We start from the raw sequence: 22,047 nt of genomic DNA, 5'->3' as shown, positions 1-22,047 counted from the left end.
GCACGAGGTGCGTGTAAGGTCCCTCTTCGGCCTCGTCAGGAGGCCCCGGAGGCGCCCCGTCGGGTGACCGCCCCGGACGAGCAAGCAGCACGGAGAAGAGCGGATGAGCCTCGCCACGACGCCGAGCCTCGTGGACGTCCCCGAGGACGTGAGCATCAACACCCTCCTGGCGGACCGCGTCACGCGCGCCGGCGACGCGACGCTGATCGAGCGGCGGGTGCGGGCGGACGGCCCCTGGGAGCCGGTCACGGCGGGTGAGTTCGACCACGACGTGCTCACCGTGGCGCGGGGACTCGTCGCGCGCGGCGTGGCGGTGGGCGACCGGGTCGCCATCATGTCGCGCACCCGCTACGAGTGGACCCTGCTGGACTTCGCCCTGTGGGCGGTCGGCGCCGTGCCCGTGCCCGTCTACGAGACGTCGTCACCCGAGCAGGTGCGCTGGATCCTGTCCGACGGCGGGGTGCGCCTCGCGATCGTCGAGACGCACGCCCACGCCGACGCCGTGCGCCAGGTCCGCGACGAGCTGCCCGACCTCGAGGAGGTGCTGGTCATCACGGCCGGCGCCGTCACCGACCTGCGGGCCGCCGCGGGACCGGTCGCGACCCGCGACGTGCTCGCCCGTCGCGACGCCGTGCGCCGCGACGACCTGGCGACGATCGTCTACACCTCCGGCTCGACGGGCCGCCCCAAGGGCGCCGAGCTCACCCACGGCAACTTCGCGCACCTGGCCCTCAACGCCCGGCTCGCGCTGCCCGAGCTGCTCGAGGACGGCAGCCCCCGCACGGTGCTCTTCCTCCCGCTGGCGCACGTCTTCGCCCGGCTCATCCAGGTGGCGGTCGTGGGCAGCAGCGCCGTGCTCGGGCACCTGCCCGACGTCAAGACCCTCGTGGCGGACCTCGGCACGTTCCGGCCCACGTTCCTCCTCGCGGTGCCGCGGGTGTTCGAGAAGGTCTACAACTCCGCCGAGCAGCGGGCGGGCACCGGCCTGCGACGGCGCGTGTTCGGCTGGGCGGCGCAGGTGGCGGGCGCGTACTCCCGCGCCCTGGACGACGGCCGGGTGCCGGCCGGGCTGCGGGCGCGGCGCGCCGTCGCCGACCGCCTCGTGCTGCGCACCCTCCGCGCCGCGATGGGCGGCCGCCTGCGGTACGCGATCTCCGGCGGCGCGCCGCTCGGCGAGCGGCTCGGGCACTTCTTCCGCGGCGCCGGGCTCGTCGTCCTGGAGGGGTACGGCCTCACCGAGACGACCGCGCCCACGGCGGTCAACCTGCCGTCCGACCTGCAGGTCGGCACCGTCGGCCCGCCGTTCCCCGGCACGCAGGTCAGGGTGGACGACGACGGCGAGGTGTTCGTCTCCGGGCCGCACGTGTTCCGTGGGTACCGCGGCCGGCCGGACCTCACCGCCGAGGCGCTGACCGACGGCTGGTTCCGCACGGGCGACGTCGGCGTGCTGACCGGCGGGCACCTGCGGATCACGGGCCGCACCAAGGAGATCATCGTGACGGCCGGGGGCAAGAACGTCGCCCCGGCACCGCTGGAGGACCGGCTGCGGGCGCACCCGATCCTGTCGCAGGTGGTGGTGGTGGGCGAGGGCCGCCCGTTCGTCGGGGCCCTCGTGACGCTGGACGCCGAGATGCTCCCCGGCTGGCTCGCGACGCAGGGGCTGCCCCCGATGTCGGCGGCCGCCGCCCGCACCGACGGGCGCGTCCTCGCGGCGCTCGACGCCGCCGTCGAGGAGGCGAACGGCTCGGTGTCCCGGGCCGAGTCGATCCGCAGGATCCGGGTGCTCGAGGGCGACTTCTCCGAGGCGAACGGCTACCTCACGCCGTCGCTCAAGGTCCGGCGCGACGCGGTCGTGACCGACTTCGCGGACGACATCGACGCCCTGTACGAGCGGTAGCCGGTCCGGAGACCGGCCGACGTCCGGGGCCCGCGCGGGGCCGGACGTCGGACGGTCAGGCGCTCTTCTCGCGCGGGGCGCGGCGGCGCACCGGGGACGTGCGCGGCACGATCGTCGGGTTGACGTTCTCCAGCACGACCTCCCGGGTGACGACCACCCGCTCCACGTCGTCGCGGCTGGGCACGTCGAACATCACCTGCTGGAGGACCTCTTCCATGATGGCGCGCAGCCCGCGCGCCCCCGTGCCCCGCAGCAGCGCCTGCTCCGCGATCGCGTCGACCGCGTCGGGCTCGAACTCCAGCTCGACCCCGTCGATCTCGAACATCCGCTGGAACTGCTTGACCAGCGCGTTGCGCGGCTCGGTGAGGATGCGCACGAGCGCCTCCCGGTCGAGCGGCGAGACCGCCGCCAGGACCGGCAGCCGGCCGATGAACTCGGGGATCAGCCCGTACTTCTGCAGGTCCTCGGGCCGCGTCTCGGCGAAGAGGTCGTCGTCGGCCACGCTCTCCATGGGGGCGGCGAAGCCGATGCCGCGCTTGCGCGCGCGCGACGCCACGATGTCCTCCAGGCCGGCGAACGCCCCCGCGACGATGAACAGCACGTTCGTGGTGTCGATCTGGATGAACTCCTGGTGCGGGTGCTTGCGCCCGCCCTGCGGGGGCACCGACGCCGTCGTGCCCTCGATGATCTTCAGCAGCGCCTGCTGCACGCCCTCGCCGGACACGTCGCGCGTGATCGACGGGTTCTCCGCCTTGCGGGCCACCTTGTCGACCTCGTCGATGTAGATGATGCCCGTCTCGGCCTTCTTGACGTCGTAGTCGGCCGCCTGGATGAGCTTGAGGAGGATGTTCTCCACGTCCTCGCCCACGTAGCCCGCCTCGGTGAGGGCCGTGGCGTCCGCGATGGCGAACGGGACGTTGAGCATCTTGGCGAGAGTCTGCGCCAGGTAGGTCTTGCCGGTGCCCGTGGGGCCGATGAGGAGGATGTTCGACTTCGCGATCTCGACGGGGTCGTCGCCGTCCTTGCCCTCGCGCGAGGTCTCCCCCGCCTGCACCCGCTTGTAGTGGTTGTAGACCGCCACGGCGAGCGCGCGCTTGGCCGCGTCCTGCCCGATGACGTACTGCTCGAGGAAGTCGAAGATCTCGCGCGGCTTGGGCAGCTCCGTGAGCCCCAGCTCGGCGGCCTCGCCGAGCTCCTCCTCGATGATCTCGTTGCACAGGTCGATGCACTCGTCGCAGATGTACACGCCAGGCCCCGCGATGAGCTTCTTGACCTGCTTCTGGGACTTGCCGCAGAACGAGCACTTCAGCAGGTCTGCGCCGTCGCCGATACGAGCCACCAGGAGCCTCCATGTCCTCAGAGCTGGTCCTGCACTGCTTGCGGGTCAGGTCCTTCGACCATTCCACACCACCGGGGCCTCGTTGTCAGCCGCGTTCCCCGGTGCGTCGCGACGCGGGGCCCGCGGCGCCGGTCCCCCGACGCCTGGGCCCCGCATCGTCCCAGGTCAGCGCGCTGCGATCGCGGCCGGCTTGCGGCTCTCGAGCACCTGGTCCACGAGCCCGTAGTCCTTGGCCTGGGCGGCCGTGAGGATCTTGTCGCGCTCGATGTCGTCGCGGACCTGGTCCGCCGAACGGCCCGAGTGGCGGGCCAGCGTCTCCTCGAGCCACTCCCGCATGCGGATCAGCTCGTTCGCGTGGATCTCGATGTCGGACGCCTGGGCGTAGCCGCCACCCTCCATCGCGGGCTGGTGGATGAGCACCCGCGCGTTCGGCAGCGCCAGGCGCTTGCCCGGCTGCCCCGCCGCGAGCAGCACGGCCGCCGCCGAGGCCGCCTGCCCGAGGCAGACGGTCTGGATCTGCGGCTTGATGTACTGCATCGTGTCGTACAGCGCCGTCATCGCGGTGAACGATCCGCCGGGGCTGTTGATGTACAGGATGATGTCGCGGTCCGGGTCCTGGGACTCCAGGACGAGCAGCTGCGCCATCACGTCGTCCGCCGACGCGTCGTCGACCTGGACGCCCAGGAAGATGATGCGGTCCTCGAACAGCTTGGTGTAGGGGTCCTGGCGCTTGAAGCCGTAGGCGGTGCGCTCCTCGAACTGGGGCAGGACGTAGCGCGACGACGGTGCGCCGTGCGGCAGGGCGATGCCGCCGGGACGGCCCGCGCCGCCGGCCAGGTTCTGCGCCCGCATGGCGAACTGGTACTCGTCGGAGTAGCTCACGGTGTTCTCTCCTCGGTCAGAAGTCTGTGGTGTCCTCGCGGGAACGGTGGTGTGGTGTCAGGACGCCGAGGTGTCGCCGCCACCCGCGACCGCGGCGGCGGTCGAGACGACGTGGTCGACGAACCCGTACTCGAGCGCCTCGTCGGCCGTGAACCACTTGTCGCGGTCGTTGTCCTTGAGGATCTGCTCGAGCGTCTGGCCGGTCTGCTCGGCCGTGAGCTCGGAGAGCACCTTCTTCATGTGCATGATCAGCTCCGCGCCGATCCGCACGTCCGTCGCGGTGCCACCGACGCCGCCGGAGGGCTGGTGCATCAGCACGCGGGCGTGCGGGGTGATGTAGCGCTTGCCCCGGGCGCCCGAGGAGAGCAGGAACTGCCCCATGGAGGCGGCCATGCCCATGGCGATGGTCCGCACGTCGGGCTTGATGTACTGCATGGTGTCGTAGATGGCCATGCCGGCCGTGATGGAGCCGCCGGGGCTGTTGATGTACAGCCAGATGTCCTTGTCCGGGTCCTCCGCGGCCAGCAGCATCATCTGCGCGCAGATCGCATTGGCGTTGTCGTCGCGCACCTCCGAGCCGAGCCAGATGATGCGCTCCTTGAGGAGCCGGTTGTAGATGGAGTCGGTCAGCCCGAGGTTCGCGCCGTCGGCACGCGCCACCGGGGTCGTACCGTCCATCTGCAGCAGGTCGTTCACGTCCGTCTCCTTGTCGTCGCTGTCGATCGACCCTAACGTGCAGCGGTGGCCCGGAACGTCCCGGCGACGGCGCTTTTCGCTGCAGGCGCACAGGGCGGGCACGCCCGCCCGTGGCTCACGCCCCGTGCGCCACGCAGAGGTCCCGGGCGGCCCGCCGGGCGGTGCCGAACGGGTCGGCGCCCGCGCCGACCCCCGACGCCGCGAGCGCGCCGTCGTACAGCAGCGCCAGCGCGTCGGCCAGGTCGCCGGGGCGCGCCAGCCCCGCGGCGGCGCACTCGTCCCGCAGCAGGTCCCGGACCCAGGCCTTCTGCCGTGCGACCTCGACGGCGACCGGGTGCCGCGGGTCGTCGAACTCGGCACGGGCGTTGATCGCGGCGCAGCCGCGCCCGCCGTGGGCGTCCATCCAGTCCGCCACGGCGTCGAAGACGACGAGCACGCGCTCGACGCCGGGTTCGGGGCGGGCCGCCAGGCGGTCCCGCCACAGCGCCTCCCACCGCGCGTCCCGGTCGCGCAGGTAGGCGACCTCGAGCGCCTCCTTGGAGCCGAACCGGTCGTACAGCGTCTTCTTGGTGACCCCCGCCTCCGCCGCGACGGCGTCGACGCCGACCGCGTGCATGCCCCGCGCGTAGAACAGGCGGGACGCGGCCTCCAGGACCCGTCGGGCGGCCGGGGTGAGGTCTCCTCGCTCGGTGCTGGGCTGTGCCGTCATGCGACGACTATACCGCTCTGTATAGTCGAGGGATGGGTACACCGATCGGTATACATCCGCGGCTGGTTCTCGCCGGGGCGTCGGCCGCCTTCGTCCTGGCCTGGAGCTCCGGCTTCCTCGGCGCACGGCTCGGCACCGCGGACGCGTCCCCCGTGACGCTGCTGCTGTGGCGGTTCCTGGTCGTCACGGCGGTCCTCGGGCTCGGGCTGACCGCCGGACGACTCGTCCGGCGGCGCCGCCCCGCCGCGCCCCGCGGGGTGCGCGGCACGGGCGCCGTGCCGCGGGGGCTCCGGCGTCGCAGGCCGCATCCCCGGGCCGTGGCGCACCACGTCCTCGTCGGCCTGCTCTCGCAGGTCGGCTACGTCCTGCCGGTGTACGGCGCGATCGGGTTGGGCGTCAGCGCCGGCACGACCTCCCTGGTCGACGCCCTGCAGCCGGTGCTGGCCGCGACGCTCGTCGGGCCGCTGCTGGGGCTGCGCGTGCGGGCCCTGCAGTGGGTGGGGCTCGCCGTCGCGGCCGCCGGCGTCGTGCTGCTCGTCGTCTCCGACCTGCGGGTCACCGCCGCACCCGGCTGGGCCTACGCGCTCCCCGTCGCGGCGGTCGCCTCGCTCCTCGCGGGCACGTTCCTGGAGCGGCGGCGCCCCACCACCCTGCCTGCCACGACCATGCTCGCGCTGCACGCGACGGTCTCCGCGGCGGCGCTCGGCGTCCTGGCGGCGGCGACCGGGGACCTCGCCCCGCCGTCCGCGCCAAGCTTCTGGTCCGCGATCGCGCTCACCGCGCTCGTCCCGTCGCTCGCCGCGTACGCCCTCTACTGGTGGCTGCTGCGCCGCGTGGACGTCACGGTGCTCAACGCCCTCCTCTTCCTCGTCGTCCCGACGACGACCGTGGCGGGGGCCGTGCTGTTCGGCGAGCCGGCGACCGGGCTCACCGCGGCAGGGGTCGCGCTCAGCGGCCTGGGGGTCGCCGCGGTCGTGCGCGGCGAGCGGCGGCACGCGGCGCCCGCGTGAGCAGACCGCCGGAGGCCTCACCGCACGACGACGGCCCGCCGCCACCCGGAGGTGGCGACGGGCCGTCGTACGACGCGTGCGGGCGTCAGGCGGGGCGTCAGGCCTTGGCGGCCTCGTCCGGGACGTCGGTGGCGTCGTCGGACACGTCGGCGCCCTCGGTCGCGACGGCGTCGGTGGCGTCCACCTCGGCGGCGTCGCCCTCCTCGTCACCGATGAACTCGGTCAGGTCGACGGCGTTGCCGTCGGAGTCCTTGACCTCGATGTCGCGCAGGGCCACGGCGAGCGCCTTGGAGCGGGCGACCTCGCCGACCATCGACGGGATCTGGCCGCCCTGGTCGAGGGACTGGATGAACTGGTTCGGGTCCATCCCGTACTGCTGCGAGGCCTGCACGAGGTACTCCACGAGCTCGCCCTGGCCGACCTGCACCTCGAGCTTCTCGGCGAGGGTGTCGAGGAGGATCTGGTTCTTCAGCGCCTTGGTGGCGTCCTCGGTGACCTCGGCGCGGTGCTCGTCGTCCTCGAGCCGGTCCTCCGACTCGAGGTGGCGGTGCACCTCGGCCTCGACGGCACCGGAGGGCACCGGGACCTCGACGGCCTCGATCAGCTTCTCCAGGAGGAGGTCGCGCGCGGCGACGGCCTGGTTCGACGTCTTGATCGACGCGACCTGCTCACGCAGGTCGGCCTTCAGCTCCTCGAGCGTGTCGAACTCCGACGCGAGCTGGGCGAAGTCGTCGTCCGGCGTCGGCAGGTCGCGCTCCTTGACGGCGGTGGCCGTCACGGTGACCTGCGCCTCCTCGCCCTCGTGCTCGCCGCCGGCGAGCTTCGTGGCGAAGGTCGTGGTCTCGTCCGTGGACAGGCCGGTCAGCGCCTCGTCCAGACCGTCCAGCATGTTGCCGGCGCCGATCTGGTAGGAGACGCCGGAGACGGAGTCGATCTCCTCGTCGCCGATGACGGCCTTGAGGTCGATGACGACGTAGTCGCCCTCGGCGGCCGGGCGGTCCACGCCCACCAGGGTGCCGAAGCGCTCGCGCAGCGAGTCGAGCCGCTCGTCGACGTCGGCGTCGGTGACCTCGGTGGAGTCCACCGTGATCTCGATGTCCGACAGGTCGGGAAGCGTGATCTCGGGGCGGACCTCGACCTCGGCGACGAACGCGAGCTGGCCCTCGCCGGCCTTGGCCGGGATCTCCGTGACCTCGACCTCGGGCTGGCCCAGCGGACGCAGCGACTCGGCGTTCACCGCGTCGCGGTAGAAGCCCGAGAGAGCGTCGTTCACCGCGTGCTCGACGACCGCGCCCCAGCCGACCCGCTGGTCGATGATGCGCGGGGGGACCTTGCCCTTGCGGAAGCCGGGGATGTTCACCTGCTCCGCGATGTGCTTGTAGGCGTGGTCGATGCTCGGCTTGAGCTCGTCGTACTCCACCTCGACGGTCAGCTTGACCTTGGTGGGATCCAGGGTCTCGACGGCGCTCTTCACTTCGATGGTCTCCAACGTTTCGGGTGCGTGCGCGCGCGTCTCTCTCACCGGCGCGAGCCGGCCCGGTTGCTGCGGCGCGGGATGCGGGGCCGTGCGACGGGCGCACGGGCAACCCGTCCATCCTACGACACCGCGCCGCCCCGGCCGACAGCCGCCGACGGCAGCCGACAACCGCCGACAACCCGGTGCCGCTCGTCGGGGTGACAGGATTCGAACCTGCGACCCTCTGCTCCCAAAGGCTGTGCCAGAAGGTGAGCGGTGCGCACATTGGCGGGGATCCGTGCATGGCTGTGCAGCGCTGGTCGCCGTCGGGAACGGCTGTAGAACCTCAGCTGGAGCATCAGCCCACTTGGGCAGGGCGTGGACACAGCGAGGCGCCGGACCGATAGCGGAGCACAAGAGGCTGGCGGAGTCCCGGGTCAGGGGTGGCCGCAGGCCATCGCGGAGCGACGCCGCAGGCGCCCTTGACGCGGGGCGGAGACGGCCGGATGCTCGGCGATCGGTGCGACGCCGGACGGAAGCGGTGCAGCAGCTCGGCGGCGGTGACGGTAGGGCTTGTCGACTACGTCGTAGCGTCGTCGGGCGGACGTGGTGAGGGCGGTCCCAGGAAGGCTCGGGGCTGCCTTCGTCGTGCAGGGCGGCTGGACGGGTGGGGTGCGCGGAGCGAGCTTGCGAGCGGAGCGCGGGGCCCCGCCCGGGAGGCCGCCCACGCGCGGCGGAGCCGCGCGCTTGAGTCAGTAGAGAAGGTCCTCACGAGATGAGCCAGGGCAGGGCCAGGGCAGAGCCGTGCCCTGTATCGCATGGTGTGGCGACCTCGGCGCGCCAAACCCGATAGGCGCCGTGCGGCTGATCACGTCTTCATGCCAACAGTTGGGCCCTCCCCGATTCTGGCGAGTTGATGGCGCTGAGTCTGAGGTCATAGCATGTGTTCATGGTCACCGAGGCTTCCATCGACGTACTCGATTGGTGCCTCGACTTCGACGGCCCATGGTCTGCTGCCGCCGCAACGAGGTTCCGCGATGGTGGCTACTCCGGTCTGAAGCTGTACGGGCGGCAGGATCCTCCTCCCGACCTTGACTTCGTTGCTGAACTGCCCGGACTGAAATCGTTGTATGTGCACGCCCAGGTTCCGCGAGACACGGGTGCCTTTCGAGTAGATGCGCTAGTTGAACTGACCCTGGTAACCGGTTCACGGCAAAGCGTCCCGCGCGAGACCACCCAGCCAGGGTTGCGGAATCTTTGCATGGGTTGGCGGCCAGGCGTCGAGGTGGGGACCCACTGGCCCGGGTTGGAACGCCTTCGGATGCTCCAGTGCGCGGAAGACTGCCGTTGGCTGGGCCGCGCCGAGGCCTTGCGCTACTTAGAGTTTGAAGGGCGGGGAAGGCCGGGCGCACTTGAAGGGCTCGAGGCCTGCCCGCTGCTGCAGATCCTGAAGACGATCCGTTACCCAGTTCTGGACTCCGCCCCGCTCGCCGGCCTCACGCAACTGGAGGAAGTACGGCTGCTATCGCGCCCACCTGCGCCGCCCCACGAGCTGATCAACCTGGAGCACTTGCAGCAAGCACCACTGCGACGACTCTGGCTTTCCGGCCCTAAGGTCCTCCGAGGCCTAGAGACACTCTCGGTGCACAACAGTCTCGGCGACCTCCGCCTTGTCGACTACCAGTTCTCAGAAGACGAGCGCGCGCTGGTTGGAGCACTCCCGAAACGGATCAGGGCGGGCCTGCTCGACGGCGAGTAGTCAGATTCAGGCGTGCTTAACTAGGCACTCCTTGACTGGTCGAGGTGCTTGCTCGCGAGTCGCGAACCTCGTCGGCCACCCCGCTCCTTGCCAACACCGTGAACGTCACCGCGCCCCCTTCGACCGGGCAGTGCTGCTCAGCATCCATGTTCGGTGTACCCAAGATTGCGCGCGGGGGCAGACCATCGGGCACCGGTGGAGGACTCCGGGCCAAGTTCGCCTCGCGGCGACCGGGCTGGCCGACGCCCCATGTCAAACTGACTCCGCGGTCTACCTGGCACGATGGCATGAAGACGGGTACTCAGGAGGCGGACGTGGTGGAGAAGCTCGGTGACGTGTGGTTTTCACGCGACCTACCGGTTCTGATTGAGGTCGCCCGTCGCGTGGAAGCGGGCAGCAACCGGATTCCGCCGGAGGAGGTCGGAGAGGCACTACGACTGCCGCTAGGTGAGGTCATGCGCGCCGGCGTGGTCCTTCGGGACCGAGGGCTCGTCACGGTCCAGGGGGCGTCAGGGCGACCGATCTTGTGGTTCTCCAACATCACGGGCGCGGCCTACCCGCTCACTGGGTTGCACCCAGAACCGGATGCGGCTCTTGACCGTCTCGTTGCTGCACTGGAAGCCGCCGAGAAGACCGCGCCGGAGGCAGAGCGTGGAAAGATCCGCCAGGTGTTGGAGGGCGTGGCCGGAATGGCTCGCGACGTCGCTGTAGAGGTCATGGGCGCGGCCATCTCGGGGCGCTTGCCATAGAGCGGCAACCGTGCTGGACGATTCGGTCGACTATCGGTCAACGTGTGAAGTTCTCGTCGTGCTGAACTCCGTCAGGATCGCGCCCGCCCTCGCCTCGTTGGTCGTGCCGGACAGTCCGTCTCGCGGACGTGGGTGCAAGGATGAGGGCTATGGACGCGGGTGGTACTGAGCTCTGGAACACCACGGAGGTTGCCAAGTTCCTCGGCGTGAAGCCGGGGACAGTGAGTGCATACCGCCATCGTGGTCAGATGCCTGCGCCGACGCGGACTGTTGGGGCACGCACTCACCTGTGGGATGCCGCGACTATCCGAGCGTGGCGCGCGGAGCGCCGAGACGGTGCGGACGCTGAGACCAGAGACCCGCACCGTAGGACGGATCCACACGAGTGGTTGGTCCACGGGGAGCGTGACCTCTACTCGTCGGAGTGGGTGCGGCTCAGCATGGTCGATGTCGAGCCGCCGAGCGGGGCGCGCTTCGAGCACCACGTCGTGACGATGCGGCCGGCAGCGATGACAGCTGTGCTTGATCGAGGCGGTCAGCGCGTCGGGCTGATCTGGCGCCACCGGTTCGCGCCCGACGTGTGGAATTGGGAGCTTCCCGGGGGTCTCGTCGATGACGACGAAGATCCGGCGGATGCTGCTCGCCGCGAGCTGGTCGAGGAAGTCGGATTGCGCGTCGAGGGGCTTCGTCACCTGGTCACGTTCGAGCCGGTGATCGGGATGGTCCGGAGTCCGCACCACGTGTACGCCGCGACGGCCCTTGATGGGGTTTCAACTCCGACCGAGCTCAATGAGGGGAGCGGGCTGCAGTGGATCGCTCTCGACTCAATCCGGCGGCGTATCGACGACGGTGAGGTGCAAAACTCGGGAACGCTCGTCGCGCTACTGCACCTGCTCGCGTTCGGCGCCGAGTAGCGCCAGGATGCGGGAGCGCTGGCGGTTCGATCCGGTCGCGGCAGACAACTTCGCCGCGTCTTGCGCGTGGTGGCGTGCTGCGTCGGGTTGCCTGGCCACCGTGTAGGCCGTTGCCAGGTCGGCGTGGAGTCCGGCGGCGGCCCGGTTGAAATCGGGGTCCAACCGGTTCAGGGCGTCGTTGAGGACCTGTATCGCCTCCGGGTGGCCGAGCCGGGCGAGGCAACTCCCGCGCCACCGGGCCAGATGTGCGGAGTCCAGAACGACGAACGGGACGTCGTCGTCATCAAGGGCTGCTGTGGCCCGGTCGAGAAGGTCGAGCGTCGTCGATGTGTCGCCGGCTGCCGCGTGCGCCTCGGCCTCCGCCGCAAACAGCCAGGATCGAACCACGCCCGGAACCCTCGTGCCGGCCATCTGGCGCGCCGCTTCGAACTGCTTCACCGCCCTCGACGTCCTGCCGGCATCGAGCAACGCGTATGCCTGCTGAGCAGTGACGTGGGCGACGACGGCGGTGTCACCGGCCTCAACGGCCAGTGCCCGGGCCAGGTTGTGCAGGCGCCACGAATCGGAGGCTTTGCCGAGGTCGAGTGCCAGCCACCCTGCAAGTGCGGCGGCCTCGGCTCCGGTTGCAGCCATCCCCTCTCGGACGGCTCCGAACTCTGCCCACTGAACGAGGTCCGCCACGTTCTGTGCGTGCGCCTCCGCCTGTCCGAGAAGCCTCCGGGCGCCCAGGCGACGATCCAGGACGCGGAGACTCTGGGTCTGCGCCTCGAACCGGTCGACGAGCTCCGCGTCCACTGACGATTCTGCCCGGGCGAGCAGGTCCAGGAATCCGTCTGTGGAATCTCCCCCGGTATGGACCTGCACGACGCCGAACGTCCGCGCGAGCAACGCGGCGTACTCGTCGCTTGGCCGACGCTCGCCGTTGATCCACAGGCGGATCATCCGTTTCAGGCTGTCGTCCCCGGGCAACTTGGCGCCGTCGGTAGCTGCGGCCCGGCGCATGGCCGAGATGAGGCGCGAACGGCTCCAGCCGCGCGCTGCGCACATCGCCCCGATGTCGAGCGAGTCCCCTCCGAGTCCCCCGGAGTCCTCTGACGTGGTCGGCTCCACCTTGCCCAGTCTGGATCACGCCGTGATGTTCGGCAGCACTTGCCTCGTACATAGACAGTCTGTACGTTGCAAGAGTGGCAGATACAGAGTGTGTCTGTAGGAAACTCGAAGGAGTGGGCACGATGGCGATGCAGAAGCGATTCCCCGTCGAGCACTCGACGGTCTTCCCCAACGGCGCTTTCCTCCACGGTGAAGTCACACCAGTGGCGGATTTCAACGCCCCCGCGGGGCCGGAGGGCCAGCGACCGCAGCAGCGGGACAAGGACACCGACCTGCCGTTGTGGCAGTGCGTCGTGATCGACGGTGACGAGGAGGCCGGGCGGCGGGACATCGGTGTCACGGTGAAGATCGCGGCGAAGTACCAGCCGGTGCCCCCGGAGAACAAGTCCCCGATTCCGTGGACGCCTGTGGAGTTCGTCGGCCTGACGGCACTGCCCTACGTGGACGACAACGGCAACCGTCCCCGCATCGCTTGGTCCTTCCGTGCCAGCGACCTGGTCGCTCCCGGGCAGGGCCGGACGGACGCGAAGCCGCCGGAGTCCAAGCCCGAGTCCAAGGCGGCGGCCTGATGTCCGCGCCCGTCAGCGGCGGGCTCGCGCCTGCGGAACTGCTACAGATCGCCGGGGACCTGATCGAGTGGGTCGACGGCCGGGTGGCCTACCTCGCACTGGGACGCACGTGCGTGAGCGTGCACGTCGACTGCCAGGCCGACGCCGAGCACCTGGCCCGGCTGCTGTCCCTCGGTGAGGTCACCGACTACCCGCCCGAGGAGCATGCCCGCGGGTTCACGGTGTGGTCCTCGATGCCCGGGGTCGAGCCGCGGTTCGCGGTGCACTACGCGGGCGAGCTGGTCCGCCCGGTGCGGGCGTTCCCGCCGGCCGAGCCGTGGTGGCACGACCTCGACGACTGGCACGACGACGGGGTGGAGGCGGCGTGATGGACACGCTCAGCACGGCGTGGGCCGTCACCCGGACGGTTGCCGGGGCGGTGTGGCAGCTGGTCTGGTGGACGCTGCGGTCCTGGCGGCTGCTGCTGGCCTGCGCCGTGCTGGGCAACGTCCTTCTCATCCTCGACTTCGAGGTGGCCGGCCACGCGGTGATCTGGTGCGTCCCCGCGTTCTCGCTCCTGCGCGCGCTCTGGTCCGCGGTCCACCCGATGACCTACGAGACCGTGCTGGGCGGGCCGATCCGGCGTCGCGGGTGGCGCCGTCATCTGCGCAAGCAGTGGCCGAAGATCGCGGACCGCTGCGGCCTGACCCTCACGACCGACGACGCCCGCGTCATCCCTCGCCTGCGACGGGTCCGCGCGGACGGGAACACGCTCACGTTCCAGGTCCGGGCTCGGGTCGGGCACACCGTCGACGACCTCACGAACGCTGCCGAGGCCATCGCGACCTCGATGGGCGCCGAAGCAGTCGAAACCCGCAGGCTCGGGGCCGGGTGGCTCGAACTGTCGCTGACCATGCGCGAACTGCTGCACGTCCCGACCCTCCCCACCATCCCCGACGCCATCGAGACGCGCGCGGTCACCCTCGGGCGCACCGCTGACGGGTCACCCTGGCGACTGAACCTCGCGGCCCGACACACCCTCGTCGTGGGCCGCTCCGGCTCCGGTAAGGGATCAATCTTCTGGGGCATCGCCGGGAACCTCGCCCCCGCCGCCCACGCCGGCATGGCACGCCTATGGGGCGTCGACCTCAAGGGCGGCGTCGAGGTCGCGGTCGGGTCGCCGATGTTCTCCCACGTCGCCATGAACGAAGCCGACGCCGTCAGACTGCTGCGCGACCTGCACCGCGTCATCGTCGACCGGCAGAGCGTCATGCGTGGCCTGTCGCGCACTTTCACCCCCACGCCGGGCGACCCGGTGCACGTGCTGATGATCGACGAGCTCGCCGTCCTGACCGCGTACGCCTCCAAGGACGTCGTCAACGAGGCCGCCAACCTGTTGAAACTGATCCTGACCCAAGGCCGCGCGTTCGGGGTCATGGTCGTCGCCTTCGTGCAGGACCCCCGCAAGGAGACCGTGGGCATGCGGGACCTGTTCACGCAGACCATCGCCCTGCGCCTCGCCTCCGCCGCCGAGACACGCATGGTCCTCGGCGACGGGATGGCAGCCCTCGCGCCCGCCCACCACATCACGCCCACCATGCCCGGCGCCGGCTATCTCGTCGGCGACGACGGCCACATCGAACGCGTCCGCGCCGACTACTGGGCCGACGACTTCATCCGCATGGTCGCCGCCACCTACCCCGCCCCGCCCGCCCCGCCGGTGCCCACGGAATCCGACACCGGCTCGCCTGCGGGCGACGCCCTCCAAGCTGAGGCTCCGGGCGAGACCGTCGGACGGGCTCCGCGTCCCCGTCCGCGCACGCCGCGAAAGCGCAGCCCTCGTAAGACGACCACCGCCGCGTCCACCGAGCCGGGTGCCGAGGTCGCCTGATGGACACGGCCACGGCGACGACTGAGGGCTTCTGGGGGCACTCCCCCGACGTCCCCCTCGACCTGGTCGACCTCACCGGCACCCAAGCCGCGGGCATCCTCGGACGCCTGGCCGACAGGTCGATGCCCGCCCTGGCCGAGACCCTGGCCCGGGTCGGCAACTGCGCCCACCCCGTGCGACTCGTCGGACGCTCCGACACCGTCGACGCCCGCACCGGGGAAATCGTCGCGACGTTCCGTTCCGCCGACCAGCCCCTCGGGATGCTCTATAAGCCGTGCGGCAACCGGCGCCAGGACGTCTGCCCGGCCTGCTCACGCATCTACGCCCGCGACACGTTCGAGTTGATCGCCACGGGAACCCGCGGCGGCAAGGGTGTCCCCGACACCGTCGCGACGAATCCGCTGCTGTTCGTCACGCTCACCGCGCCCTCGTTCGGGCCCGTGCACTCGGTGCGCGACGGCAAGCAGCCCTGCCGTCCCCGCGCCAAGACGACCGTCTGCGAGCACGGGCGACGCCTGACCTGCTGGGCACACCACGACCCCTCCGACGTCGAGGTCGGTGCGCCGGTGTGCCCGGACTGCTACGACCCCGACTCGGCGGCGGTGTGGCAGTGGTTCGCGCCCGAGCTGTGGCGGCGCTTCACCATCACCCTGCGCCGCCACCTCGCCGCCGCGCTCGACGTCACCGCCTCCGCGCTGCGGGACCACCTGCGCCTCGAGTACGCGAAGGTTGCCGAGTTCCAGGCCCGCGGCCTGGTCCACTTCCACGCCCTGATCCGCCTCGACGGCCCGGACGGCCCCGGGACACCGTCACCGGTCCCGGCCGCCGTGCTGGCCGACGTCGTCCGCGATGCTGCGGCCGCCGTCCACTACACGGCCGAGCCGGTCGATGCCGACGACGTCGCCCGGGTGCTGCGGTTCGGGGCACAGACGGACGTGCGCGTCGTCCGCGACACCAGCGTCACGGACGGCGCGGTGACGGCCGAGCAGGTCGCCGCCTACCTGGCGAAGTACTCCACCAAGGCCGCCGGCTTCGACCCCGCCCGCCCGCGTAGGCACCTGACCGCGCTCACCTCGGCCTGCCGCGATCTGGCCTCCCGGGCGCTGGCCCGCTGCGACTTCGGCTGTGGCGAGCGGGCCGCGGAACGGCATCCGGCGCTGTGCGGGGACTGTCAGGCCAGCCCGTACGCGCTGCTCGGCCACTGGGCCCCGATGCTCGGCTTCCGCGGGCACTTCTCCACCAAGTCTCGCCGCTACTCGGTCACGCTCGGCGCGCTGCGCCGCGCCCGCCGCCGCTTCCAACGCCTCACCGCCGACGCCCGGCGCAACGGGCAGCCGCTCGACACGCGCGACCTCGAAGCGCGGCTCATGGCCGACGACGACGCGGAGACCACCCTCGTCGTCGGCTCCTGGACCTACGAGGGCACCGGCTGGCCCCACGCGGGCGACAAAGCGCTGGCCGATGCCGCCGCATCCCGCGCCCGCGAGTACGCCAAGTGGCGAGCAGACCAGCGAGCCCATCGCCCGGCGCGATAGCCGGCCAAACCACGACCCGAGGGGGAAGGCATGACCAGCAAGGCAACGCTCGCCTTCGTCGGCGAGATCGTCCCGGAGCTGTACCGGGTCGAAGAGGCGGCCGTCGCACTGCGGCTGTCACGTAGGACCGTCTACGAGCTGATCCGTTCTGGTCGGCTCCGCACCGTCAAGGTCGGCGCACGGAGGCTCGTTCCCGTTGCTGCCGTGCGTGAGTACGTCGAAGGGCTGGGGGCAGCATGAGCGAGAAGCAGCGACGCTCCCGCGGAGAGGGCACGGTCTACTGGGACGAGCAGCGGCAGCGGTACATGGCTCGACAGACGGTCGGCTACGACGGTCGCGGGAAGCCGATCCGCAAGACCGGATCTGGCAAGACCGAGTCGGCCGCGCTGAAGGCCCTTCGTGCCCGTGTGCGCGAGTACGAGGCCGGCATCTTGCCGGACGCTCGGCGCGTCACCGTGTCGGCCGTCGTCGAGGACTGGTTGGCGTTCGCTCGGTCCAGCGTCTCCGCTCGGACTCAGCAGGGGAACGAGATTCACTACCTGCTGCACATCAAGCCACATCTCGGCGGACGTCGGGTCCGCGATCTTCGCCCGGACGAGATCGATCGTTGGCTCGTGAGCCTCGCGCCCAAGCTGTCGACGTCGACGCTCAAGCAGGTTCGGTCGGTACTGAAACGGTCGATCGACCGGGCGATGAAGCGGGGCCTGGCGGAGCGAAACGTCGTCGACCTCAGCCCGGCTCCCAAGGGACGCCCGGGTCGCAGGTCGAGGTCGCTGACGTTTCAACAGGCTTCCGATCTGCTCGACAAGACGCGGGACCATCCGGCGCACGCCTACATCGTGGTTTCGCTGCTCGCCGGGGCTCGGCCCGAGGAAGTCCGCGCATTGCGATGGGACGCCGTCGACCTCGACCCGCCCAAGGGCGTGCCGCCGCACATCAACGTCTGGCGCTCGGTGCGTGAGGGGGGCGACACCAAGACGCAGAAGTCGCGCCGCACACTGGCAATCTCGGGCTATGTCGCGGCCGTGCTCATCGAGCACCGGGCGAAGCAGGCCGCGATCAGGGCGAGGGCCGGCGATGCCTGGAAGGAGAACGACCTGGTGTTCCCGTCCCTGGTGGGGACCGAGCAGGACTCGCACAACGTCCGCCGATCCTTCCGGTCAGCGCTGCGGCTGGTGCCCGGGATCGTCCCGGAGGAATGGACGCCGCGTGATCTGCGTCACTCGTTCGTCTCGATCCTGTCGGAGCGTGGTCTGCCCATCGAGGAGATCTCGCGGCTCATGGGGCACTCGGGGACCGCCGTCACCGAGCTGGTCTATCGCCACGAGCTGCGGCCTGTCCTCGAAGCCGGAGCGGCGGTGATGGACCTCGTCTTCCCGGTGCTCAAAGCCGATGGGGCAGACGATGACGACGCCGCGTAGAACCTCAGTTGGAACCACAGCGGCCGTTCCGACGGGTTCGCCCACCTGCACCGAAACGTGTTCGTGCAGGTGGGCGGTGGTCGGGGTGACAGGATTCGAACCTGCGACCCTCTGCTCCCAAAGCAGATGCGCTACCAAGCTGCGCCACACCCCGAGGACCCGCCCCTACCGGTGCAGGCCCAGGTCAGTGTAGTGCGCCACCACGTCGCCGCGGACGCCGCCGTCAACGGTGGCCGGGACCGCGCCCGGCCGGACGACACCTGCGCCTTTGCTAGGGTGAGGCCCGCGTTCGGAAGGACGGCGGGCAGCTGCCGCGTCGTGCTTCGAGCAACGTGCGGGCGTAGCTCAATGGTAGAGCCCCAGTCTTCCAAACTGGCTACGCGGGTTCGATTCCCGTCGCCCGCTCGCTGAGACGATCCAGGCCGGCCGTTGTCGCCGACCGCGGCGGGCGATACGCTCGGCGCCACGTCACGCCCGCGCCGTCGCGGGCCCGGTGACGACGCTCGCGGCCACGGCCGCCCGGACGGAAGGGACACAGCCGATGCGCCACGCGATCGCCACCGTCACCGCCCGTCCCTGCGTCCCCTGCTGCTGCACCTGTCTGTAGAGCGTCCGCGTCACGCCTGACCCGTCGACCACGACGGGCCGCGGCGACCGCGCGACGCTCAGCACCCTCGACGCGCACCAGCCCGGACCGTCTCCCGCACCCGAGCGGCCGGACCCCGGCTGGCGACGTCGCCCTCCCCAGGTCATCGTGACGTGCGTAGGCGCACGTCCACCCCGGCCGACGGCCGGTCCACGCCAGACGAGAAGGACACGATCAACATGGCCCGCATCTACGACGACGCCACCCACCTCATCGGCCGCACGCCGCTCGTGCGGCTCAACCGGCTCACCGAGGGGCTGGGCGCCACCGTCGTCGCGAAGCTCGAGTTCTACAACCCCGCCAACTCCGTGAAGGACCGCATCGGCGTGTCCATCATCGACGCGGCCGAGGCCTCCGGCGAGCTGCGCCCCGGCGGCACCATCGTCGAGGGCACCTCGGGGAACACCGGCATCGCGCTGGCCTGGGTGGGTGCCGCACGCGGCTACCAGGTCGTGCTGACGATGCCCGAGACCATGTCGAAGGAGCGCCGCGCCCTGCTGCGCGCCTACGGGGCCGAGCTCGTCCTCACCCCGGGCTCCGAGGGCATGAAGGGCGCCGTCGCGGCCGCCGAGAAGATCGCGGCCGAGCGCCCGGGCGCCGTCCTCGCCCGCCAGTTCGCCAACGAGGCCAACCCCAAGGTCCACCGCGAGACGACCGCGGAGGAGATCTGGGCGGACACCGACGGTGCCGTCGACATCGTGGTGTCCGGCATCGGCACCGGGGGGACGATCACCGGCGTCGGGCAGGTGCTCAAGGAGCGCAAGCCCGACGTGCAGATCGTCGCCGTCGAGCCGGCCGAGTCGCCCATCCTCACCGGCGGCGACCCCGGGCCGCACAAGATCCAGGGCCTGGGCGCGAACTTCGTCCCGGAGATCCTCGACACGTCCGTCTACGACGAGGTGATCGACGTCGACGCCGCCACGTCGGTCGAGCTGGCCCGGCGCGCGGCGAAGGAGGAGGGCCTCCTGGTCGGCATCTCGTCGGGCGCCGCCATCTCCGGCGCGCTGCAGGTCGCGGCCCGCCCGGAGAACGCGGGCAAGCTGATCGTGGTGGTGGTGCCCGACTTCGGTGAGCGCTACCTCTCGACGATCCTGTACTCGGACCTGCTGGACTGACGTGACCGCCCCCCTCGCCGCGACCGCGTCGCGACGCACCGTGCCCGACGACGCCGACCACCCCATGCCCGCGGGCCACCGGCCAGGATTGGGGCACCTCGTCGAGATCCTCCTGGAGGACCTCGAGGCGGCCCACGCCCACGACCCGGCGGCACGGTCCCGGTTCGAGGTCGCGCTCGGCTACCCGGGCGTGCACGCGGTGTGGGTGCACCGGATCACGCACCGGATGTGGCACCGGCCGGGTCTGCGACTGCCTGCGAGGCTCGTGTCGCAGGTCGCCCGCTGGCTCACCGGGATCGAGATCCACCCGGGCGCGCGCATCGGGCGCCGGCTGTTCATCGACCACGGCATGGGCGTGGTCATCGGGCAGACGGCCGTGGTCGGCGACGACTGCGTGCTGTTCCACGGCTCCACGCTCGGCGGGCGCTCGATGACCCGCGGCAAGCGGCACCCGACGCTCGGCGACCGCGTCATGGTGGGGGCGGGCGCCAAGGTGCTGGGACCGCTGCAGATCGGTGACGACGCGCAGATCGGGGCCAACGCCGTGGTCGTGCGGGAGGTGCCCGCGGGCATGGTCGCGGTCGGCGTGCCGGCCCAGGCCCGCGCGCCGGGGCACCGGCCCGACCACGGCCAGCGCGTCGAGGACGCCGGTCTCCCCGAGTACATGATCTGACCGTTCCACGACCGACGGCCCGCTCGCGGCCCGCGACCCCTCGGGGTCGCGGGCCGTCGTCACGCCGGTCCGTCGTCACGCCGGTCCGCCGTCACGGGGCCCCTCGACGCGCCGGCCGCCGCCGCGCGGGCGGCACAGGTGTCCCCGGAGACCACCACCCTCGTCAAGGAGGCGATGACCCGATGACCACGACTCCCCCGACCGGCCGAACCTCGGGCGGCTCGGGCGCGGGCCCGGCCGCCTGGCGGCCCGGAGCGCGCCGGGCGATGCTCTGGTCGTCGGCCGCGGGGCTCCTGCTCGCGCTGGCCGGGGCGCTCGTCGCTGGTCGTGGCTCGACGAGCTGCCCGGCGAGATCGCCTCGCACTGGAGCGGCGCCGGCGCGCCCGACGGCTTCTCGTCGGTGGGTTCCTTCCTGCTCGTCGGCATCCTCCTCGCCGTGGGGCTGTGCGCCGTCTTCGCCGCCATCGGGTGGGCGTGGGGCGCCGCGGCCTCGACCCGGCGCCTGGCCGCCGGCGGCTGCATGTGGTCCGGCGCGTTCGCCGCGGCGGTCCTGCTCACCTCCCTGGCCCCGCAGCGCGGGCTCGCCGACGCCTCCGAGGCCACCGACGCCGGCTGGGCCCTGGCGCTGTCGTTGCTGCTCCCCCTCGTCCCCGCCTGCCTCGCCGCGGCGCTGGTCCCCGGCGACCGGAGGCTCCCCTCCGACGCGCCGGTCGCCGCGGGCGCCGCGCGGGCGGTGCTGCACGACGGCGAGCGAGCGGCATGGTTCCGGCGGGCGGCCGGCGGTCCGGGCCTGGCCGTCGCGGCCGTCGCGATCCTGATCACCACGGTGCTCGCCGTCGTGCTGGAGACGTGGGCGATGCTCGTCGTGCCCGCGCTGCTGGCCGGGCTCTTCGCGGCGATGTTCGCCTTCACGGTGCGCGTCGACGCGACGGGCCTGACGGTGCGCTCAGTCCTCGGCTGGCCCGGCACGCACGTGCCCGCCGACGAGGTCGTCGTCGCGTCGGTGACCGACGTGAGCCCGCTCGCGGAGTTCGGCGGCTGGGGCTGGCGGGTGGGCCCGGGCGGCCGGGTCGGCGTCGTGCTCCGGCGGGGCGAGTCGCTCCTGGTCGAGCGGACCGGCGGCCGCTCGCTCGTGGTCACCGTGGACGACGCCGCGTCCGCGGCGGGGCTGCTCAACACCCTCGCGGACCGGGCCCGCGCGACCGGCTGACAGCGACGCGACCCCGAAGCGGGCCTCACCCGAGCAGGTCGCGGTGCCGCTCGGCGAGCGCCGGCGGCGCCTTGGCGAACCAGGCGTCCACGACCAGCTCGCGCAGCTCGGCGTCGTCCGCACCGCCCAGCCGGTCGAGGCGCACGAGCACGGCGGGATAGCCGTCGAGGTGCGGGATCGTGAGGCACGCCGAGCCGTGCGCGGCGAGCAGCGCCTCCTTCTCCTCGAGGTCCTCGGTCGCCACCGCGAGGATCGGACCGCCCGGAACCGGCGCGTCGTCGAACCGCCGGACGTCGGCCTTGCTGAACGGCCGTTCCCAGGCGAACACGGCCCTGCCCACCTGCCAGGAGCGCCAGCCCCGGTAGCGGGTGCCCTCCGTCACGTCCGGCAGCCCGAGCGCGACGGACGCCACGTCGTCGTAGGTCGCCATGGTCCGACGCTAAGCCCGGGCTCGTCTCTCGGCTAGGGTGTGACTCGCGTTACCCGA

Annotated in this window: 21 protein-coding genes and 2 tRNA genes; 15 read left to right on the top strand and 8 right to left on the bottom strand. The window is 71.5% G+C overall.

The annotated features are described in order from the left end of the window. The first annotated feature begins 103 nt into the window (after positions 1-103). A complete protein-coding gene (locus tag IEW03_RS08465) occupies positions 104-1,897 on the top strand; it encodes an AMP-dependent synthetase/ligase (RefSeq protein WP_188523236.1) in 1,794 nt (597 codons plus the stop codon). A gap of 55 nt (positions 1,898-1,952) precedes the next feature. Here IEW03_RS08465 and clpX read toward each other — a convergent pair whose 3' ends face one another. The 4 genes from clpX to IEW03_RS08445 form a co-directional block, all read right to left on the bottom strand. Then, positions 1,953-3,236 carry an ATP-dependent Clp protease ATP-binding subunit ClpX gene (clpX, locus tag IEW03_RS08460; protein WP_188523235.1) on the bottom strand — a complete coding sequence of 428 codons (1,284 nt, stop codon included), beginning with the start codon at positions 3,234-3,236 and terminating at the stop codon, positions 1,953-1,955. A 165-nt stretch (positions 3,237-3,401) separates the two neighbouring features. Further along, the gene (locus tag IEW03_RS08455; protein WP_229737882.1) at positions 3,402-4,088 is read right to left on the bottom strand and encodes an ATP-dependent Clp protease proteolytic subunit; all 687 of its coding nucleotides are present in this window, start codon (positions 4,086-4,088) and stop codon (positions 3,402-3,404) included. Between the two features lie 87 nt (positions 4,089-4,175). Next, complete coding sequence (locus tag IEW03_RS08450) at positions 4,176-4,796, bottom strand: ATP-dependent Clp protease proteolytic subunit (RefSeq protein ID WP_188523468.1); 621 nt, start codon at positions 4,794-4,796, stop codon at positions 4,176-4,178. A 133-nt stretch (positions 4,797-4,929) separates the two neighbouring features. After that, positions 4,930-5,523, bottom strand: a complete 594-nt coding sequence (locus tag IEW03_RS08445; RefSeq protein WP_188523234.1) for a TetR/AcrR family transcriptional regulator — start codon at positions 5,521-5,523, stop codon at positions 4,930-4,932. 32 nt (positions 5,524-5,555) lie between these two features. Between IEW03_RS08445 and IEW03_RS08440 the strand changes: the two genes are divergently transcribed. Next, complete coding sequence (locus tag IEW03_RS08440; protein WP_188523233.1) at positions 5,556-6,533, top strand: DMT family transporter; 978 nt, start codon at positions 5,556-5,558, stop codon at positions 6,531-6,533. A gap of 97 nt (positions 6,534-6,630) precedes the next feature. On the opposite strand, the gene tig is transcribed toward IEW03_RS08440, so the two are convergent. After that, on the bottom strand, positions 6,631-8,007 hold the full coding sequence (gene tig / locus IEW03_RS08435; protein WP_188523232.1) for a trigger factor: 1,377 nt from the start codon (positions 8,005-8,007) through the stop codon (positions 6,631-6,633). Positions 8,008-8,938: 931 nt separating this feature from the next. On the opposite strand from tig, the gene IEW03_RS08430 reads away from it, so the two are divergent. The 3 genes from IEW03_RS08430 to IEW03_RS08420 all read left to right on the top strand — a co-directional run bounded on the left by IEW03_RS08430 (position 8,939) and on the right by IEW03_RS08420 (position 11,411). Then, positions 8,939-9,748: a hypothetical protein gene (locus IEW03_RS08430; RefSeq protein WP_188523231.1), complete on the top strand. Its 810-nt coding sequence runs from the start codon at positions 8,939-8,941 to the stop codon at positions 9,746-9,748. 314 nt (positions 9,749-10,062) lie between these two features. Beyond that, positions 10,063-10,497, top strand: coding sequence for a hypothetical protein (locus tag IEW03_RS08425; protein WP_188523230.1), 435 nt, complete (start codon positions 10,063-10,065; stop codon positions 10,495-10,497). 440 nt (positions 10,498-10,937) lie between these two features. After that, positions 10,938-11,411: an NUDIX hydrolase gene (locus tag IEW03_RS08420; RefSeq protein ID WP_229737844.1), complete on the top strand. Its 474-nt coding sequence runs from the start codon at positions 10,938-10,940 to the stop codon at positions 11,409-11,411. Here the strand turns inward: IEW03_RS08420 and IEW03_RS08415 are convergent. Further along, the gene (locus IEW03_RS08415) at positions 11,379-12,521 is read right to left on the bottom strand and encodes an NsdA family TPR-like regulatory protein (protein WP_188523229.1); all 1,143 of its coding nucleotides are present in this window, start codon (positions 12,519-12,521) and stop codon (positions 11,379-11,381) included. The two genes, IEW03_RS08420 and IEW03_RS08415, sit on opposite strands and share 33 nt — an antisense overlap. 122 nt (positions 12,522-12,643) lie before the next feature. Here IEW03_RS08415 and IEW03_RS08410 point away from each other — a divergent pair, with 122 nt between their 5' ends. Genes IEW03_RS08410 through IEW03_RS08385 form a run of 6 tightly spaced genes read left to right on the top strand, consistent with a single transcriptional unit; the run spans position 12,644 to position 17,916 of the window. Then, a complete protein-coding gene (locus IEW03_RS08410) occupies positions 12,644-13,090 on the top strand; it encodes a plasmid replication, integration and excision activator (protein ID WP_188523228.1) in 447 nt (148 codons plus the stop codon). After that, a complete protein-coding gene (locus tag IEW03_RS08405; protein ID WP_188523227.1) occupies positions 13,090-13,458 on the top strand; it encodes a hypothetical protein in 369 nt (122 codons plus the stop codon). The genes IEW03_RS08410 and IEW03_RS08405 overlap by 1 nt, the downstream gene beginning before the upstream one ends. After that, positions 13,458-14,960, top strand: coding sequence for an FtsK/SpoIIIE domain-containing protein (locus IEW03_RS08400; RefSeq protein WP_188523226.1), 1,503 nt, complete (start codon positions 13,458-13,460; stop codon positions 14,958-14,960). The genes IEW03_RS08405 and IEW03_RS08400 overlap by 1 nt, the downstream gene beginning before the upstream one ends. Beyond that, the gene (locus IEW03_RS08395) at positions 14,960-16,495 is read left to right on the top strand and encodes a replication initiator (protein ID WP_188523225.1); all 1,536 of its coding nucleotides are present in this window, start codon (positions 14,960-14,962) and stop codon (positions 16,493-16,495) included. Before IEW03_RS08400 ends, IEW03_RS08395 begins: the two co-directional genes overlap by 1 nt. Before the next feature lie 30 nt (positions 16,496-16,525). Beyond that, positions 16,526-16,735 (top strand): helix-turn-helix domain-containing protein, encoded by a 210-nt coding sequence (locus IEW03_RS08390; protein ID WP_188523224.1) that lies wholly within the window; start codon positions 16,526-16,528, stop codon positions 16,733-16,735. Beyond that, positions 16,732-17,916, top strand: coding sequence for a site-specific integrase (locus IEW03_RS08385; RefSeq protein WP_188523223.1), 1,185 nt, complete (start codon positions 16,732-16,734; stop codon positions 17,914-17,916). Before IEW03_RS08390 ends, IEW03_RS08385 begins: the two co-directional genes overlap by 4 nt. 77 nt (positions 17,917-17,993) lie before the next feature. Here the strand turns inward: IEW03_RS08385 and IEW03_RS08380 are convergent. Beyond that, positions 17,994-18,070, bottom strand: a tRNA-Pro gene (locus IEW03_RS08380). 180 nt (positions 18,071-18,250) lie between these two features. Here IEW03_RS08380 and IEW03_RS08375 point away from each other — a divergent pair. The 4 genes from IEW03_RS08375 (at position 18,251) to IEW03_RS08360 (ending at position 21,560) form a co-directional block, all read left to right on the top strand. Beyond that, positions 18,251-18,321, top strand: a tRNA-Gly gene (locus IEW03_RS08375). Positions 18,322-18,741: 420 nt separating this feature from the next. Next, positions 18,742-19,677 (top strand): cysteine synthase A, encoded by a 936-nt coding sequence (cysK, locus tag IEW03_RS08370; RefSeq protein ID WP_188523466.1) that lies wholly within the window; start codon positions 18,742-18,744, stop codon positions 19,675-19,677. Between the two features lie 64 nt (positions 19,678-19,741). Next, entirely contained in the window at positions 19,742-20,350 is a 609-nt protein-coding gene (gene epsC, locus IEW03_RS08365; protein WP_188523465.1) for a serine O-acetyltransferase EpsC, read from the top strand. 400 nt (positions 20,351-20,750) lie between these two features. Then, the gene (locus IEW03_RS08360; RefSeq protein WP_229737843.1) at positions 20,751-21,560 is read left to right on the top strand and encodes a DUF1648 domain-containing protein; all 810 of its coding nucleotides are present in this window, start codon (positions 20,751-20,753) and stop codon (positions 21,558-21,560) included. 25 nt (positions 21,561-21,585) lie between these two features. Here the strand turns inward: IEW03_RS08360 and IEW03_RS08355 are convergent, their stop codons facing one another. Continuing rightward, positions 21,586-21,990: an MmcQ/YjbR family DNA-binding protein gene (locus tag IEW03_RS08355; RefSeq protein ID WP_188523222.1), complete on the bottom strand. Its 405-nt coding sequence runs from the start codon at positions 21,988-21,990 to the stop codon at positions 21,586-21,588. Between the last annotated feature and the right edge of the window lie 57 nt (positions 21,991-22,047).

The sequence above is a fragment of the Isoptericola cucumis genome (assembly GCF_014635665.1).
Classification (GTDB): domain Bacteria; phylum Actinomycetota; class Actinomycetes; order Actinomycetales; family Cellulomonadaceae; genus Isoptericola; species Isoptericola cucumis.
The sequence above is the reverse complement of the archived record's forward strand: the minus strand, read 5'-3'. Positions and strand labels throughout refer to the sequence as shown.

Bases quoted from the DNA above. Each gene is read 5' to 3' on its own strand.
- IEW03_RS08465 (WP_188523236.1), top strand. From the start codon at position 104: ATGAGCCTCGCCACGACGCCGAGCCTCGTGGACGTCCCCGAGGACGTG.
- IEW03_RS08405 (WP_188523227.1), top strand. From the start codon at position 13,090: ATGTCCGCGCCCGTCAGCGGCGGGCTCGCGCCTGCGGAACTGCTACAG.
- IEW03_RS08455 (WP_229737882.1), bottom strand. From the start codon at position 4,088: ATGCGGGCGCAGAACCTGGCCGGCGGCGCGGGCCGTCCCGGCGGCATC.
- IEW03_RS08355 (WP_188523222.1), bottom strand. From the start codon at position 21,990: ATGGCGACCTACGACGACGTGGCGTCCGTCGCGCTCGGGCTGCCGGAC.
- IEW03_RS08450 (WP_188523468.1), bottom strand. From the start codon at position 4,796: ATGGACGGTACGACCCCGGTGGCGCGTGCCGACGGCGCGAACCTCGGG.
- IEW03_RS08410 (WP_188523228.1), top strand. From the start codon at position 12,644: ATGGCGATGCAGAAGCGATTCCCCGTCGAGCACTCGACGGTCTTCCCC.
- IEW03_RS08390 (WP_188523224.1), top strand. From the start codon at position 16,526: ATGACCAGCAAGGCAACGCTCGCCTTCGTCGGCGAGATCGTCCCGGAG.
- IEW03_RS08385 (WP_188523223.1), top strand. From the start codon at position 16,732: ATGAGCGAGAAGCAGCGACGCTCCCGCGGAGAGGGCACGGTCTACTGG.
- IEW03_RS08400 (WP_188523226.1), top strand. From the start codon at position 13,458: ATGGACACGCTCAGCACGGCGTGGGCCGTCACCCGGACGGTTGCCGGG.
- IEW03_RS08395 (WP_188523225.1), top strand. From the start codon at position 14,960: ATGGACACGGCCACGGCGACGACTGAGGGCTTCTGGGGGCACTCCCCC.
- epsC (WP_188523465.1), top strand. From the start codon at position 19,742: ATGCCCGCGGGCCACCGGCCAGGATTGGGGCACCTCGTCGAGATCCTC.
- IEW03_RS08445 (WP_188523234.1), bottom strand. From the start codon at position 5,523: ATGACGGCACAGCCCAGCACCGAGCGAGGAGACCTCACCCCGGCCGCC.
- IEW03_RS08440 (WP_188523233.1), top strand. From the start codon at position 5,556: ATGGGTACACCGATCGGTATACATCCGCGGCTGGTTCTCGCCGGGGCG.
- cysK (WP_188523466.1), top strand. From the start codon at position 18,742: ATGGCCCGCATCTACGACGACGCCACCCACCTCATCGGCCGCACGCCG.
- IEW03_RS08430 (WP_188523231.1), top strand. From the start codon at position 8,939: ATGGTCACCGAGGCTTCCATCGACGTACTCGATTGGTGCCTCGACTTC.
- IEW03_RS08420 (WP_229737844.1), top strand. From the start codon at position 10,938: ATGGTCGATGTCGAGCCGCCGAGCGGGGCGCGCTTCGAGCACCACGTC.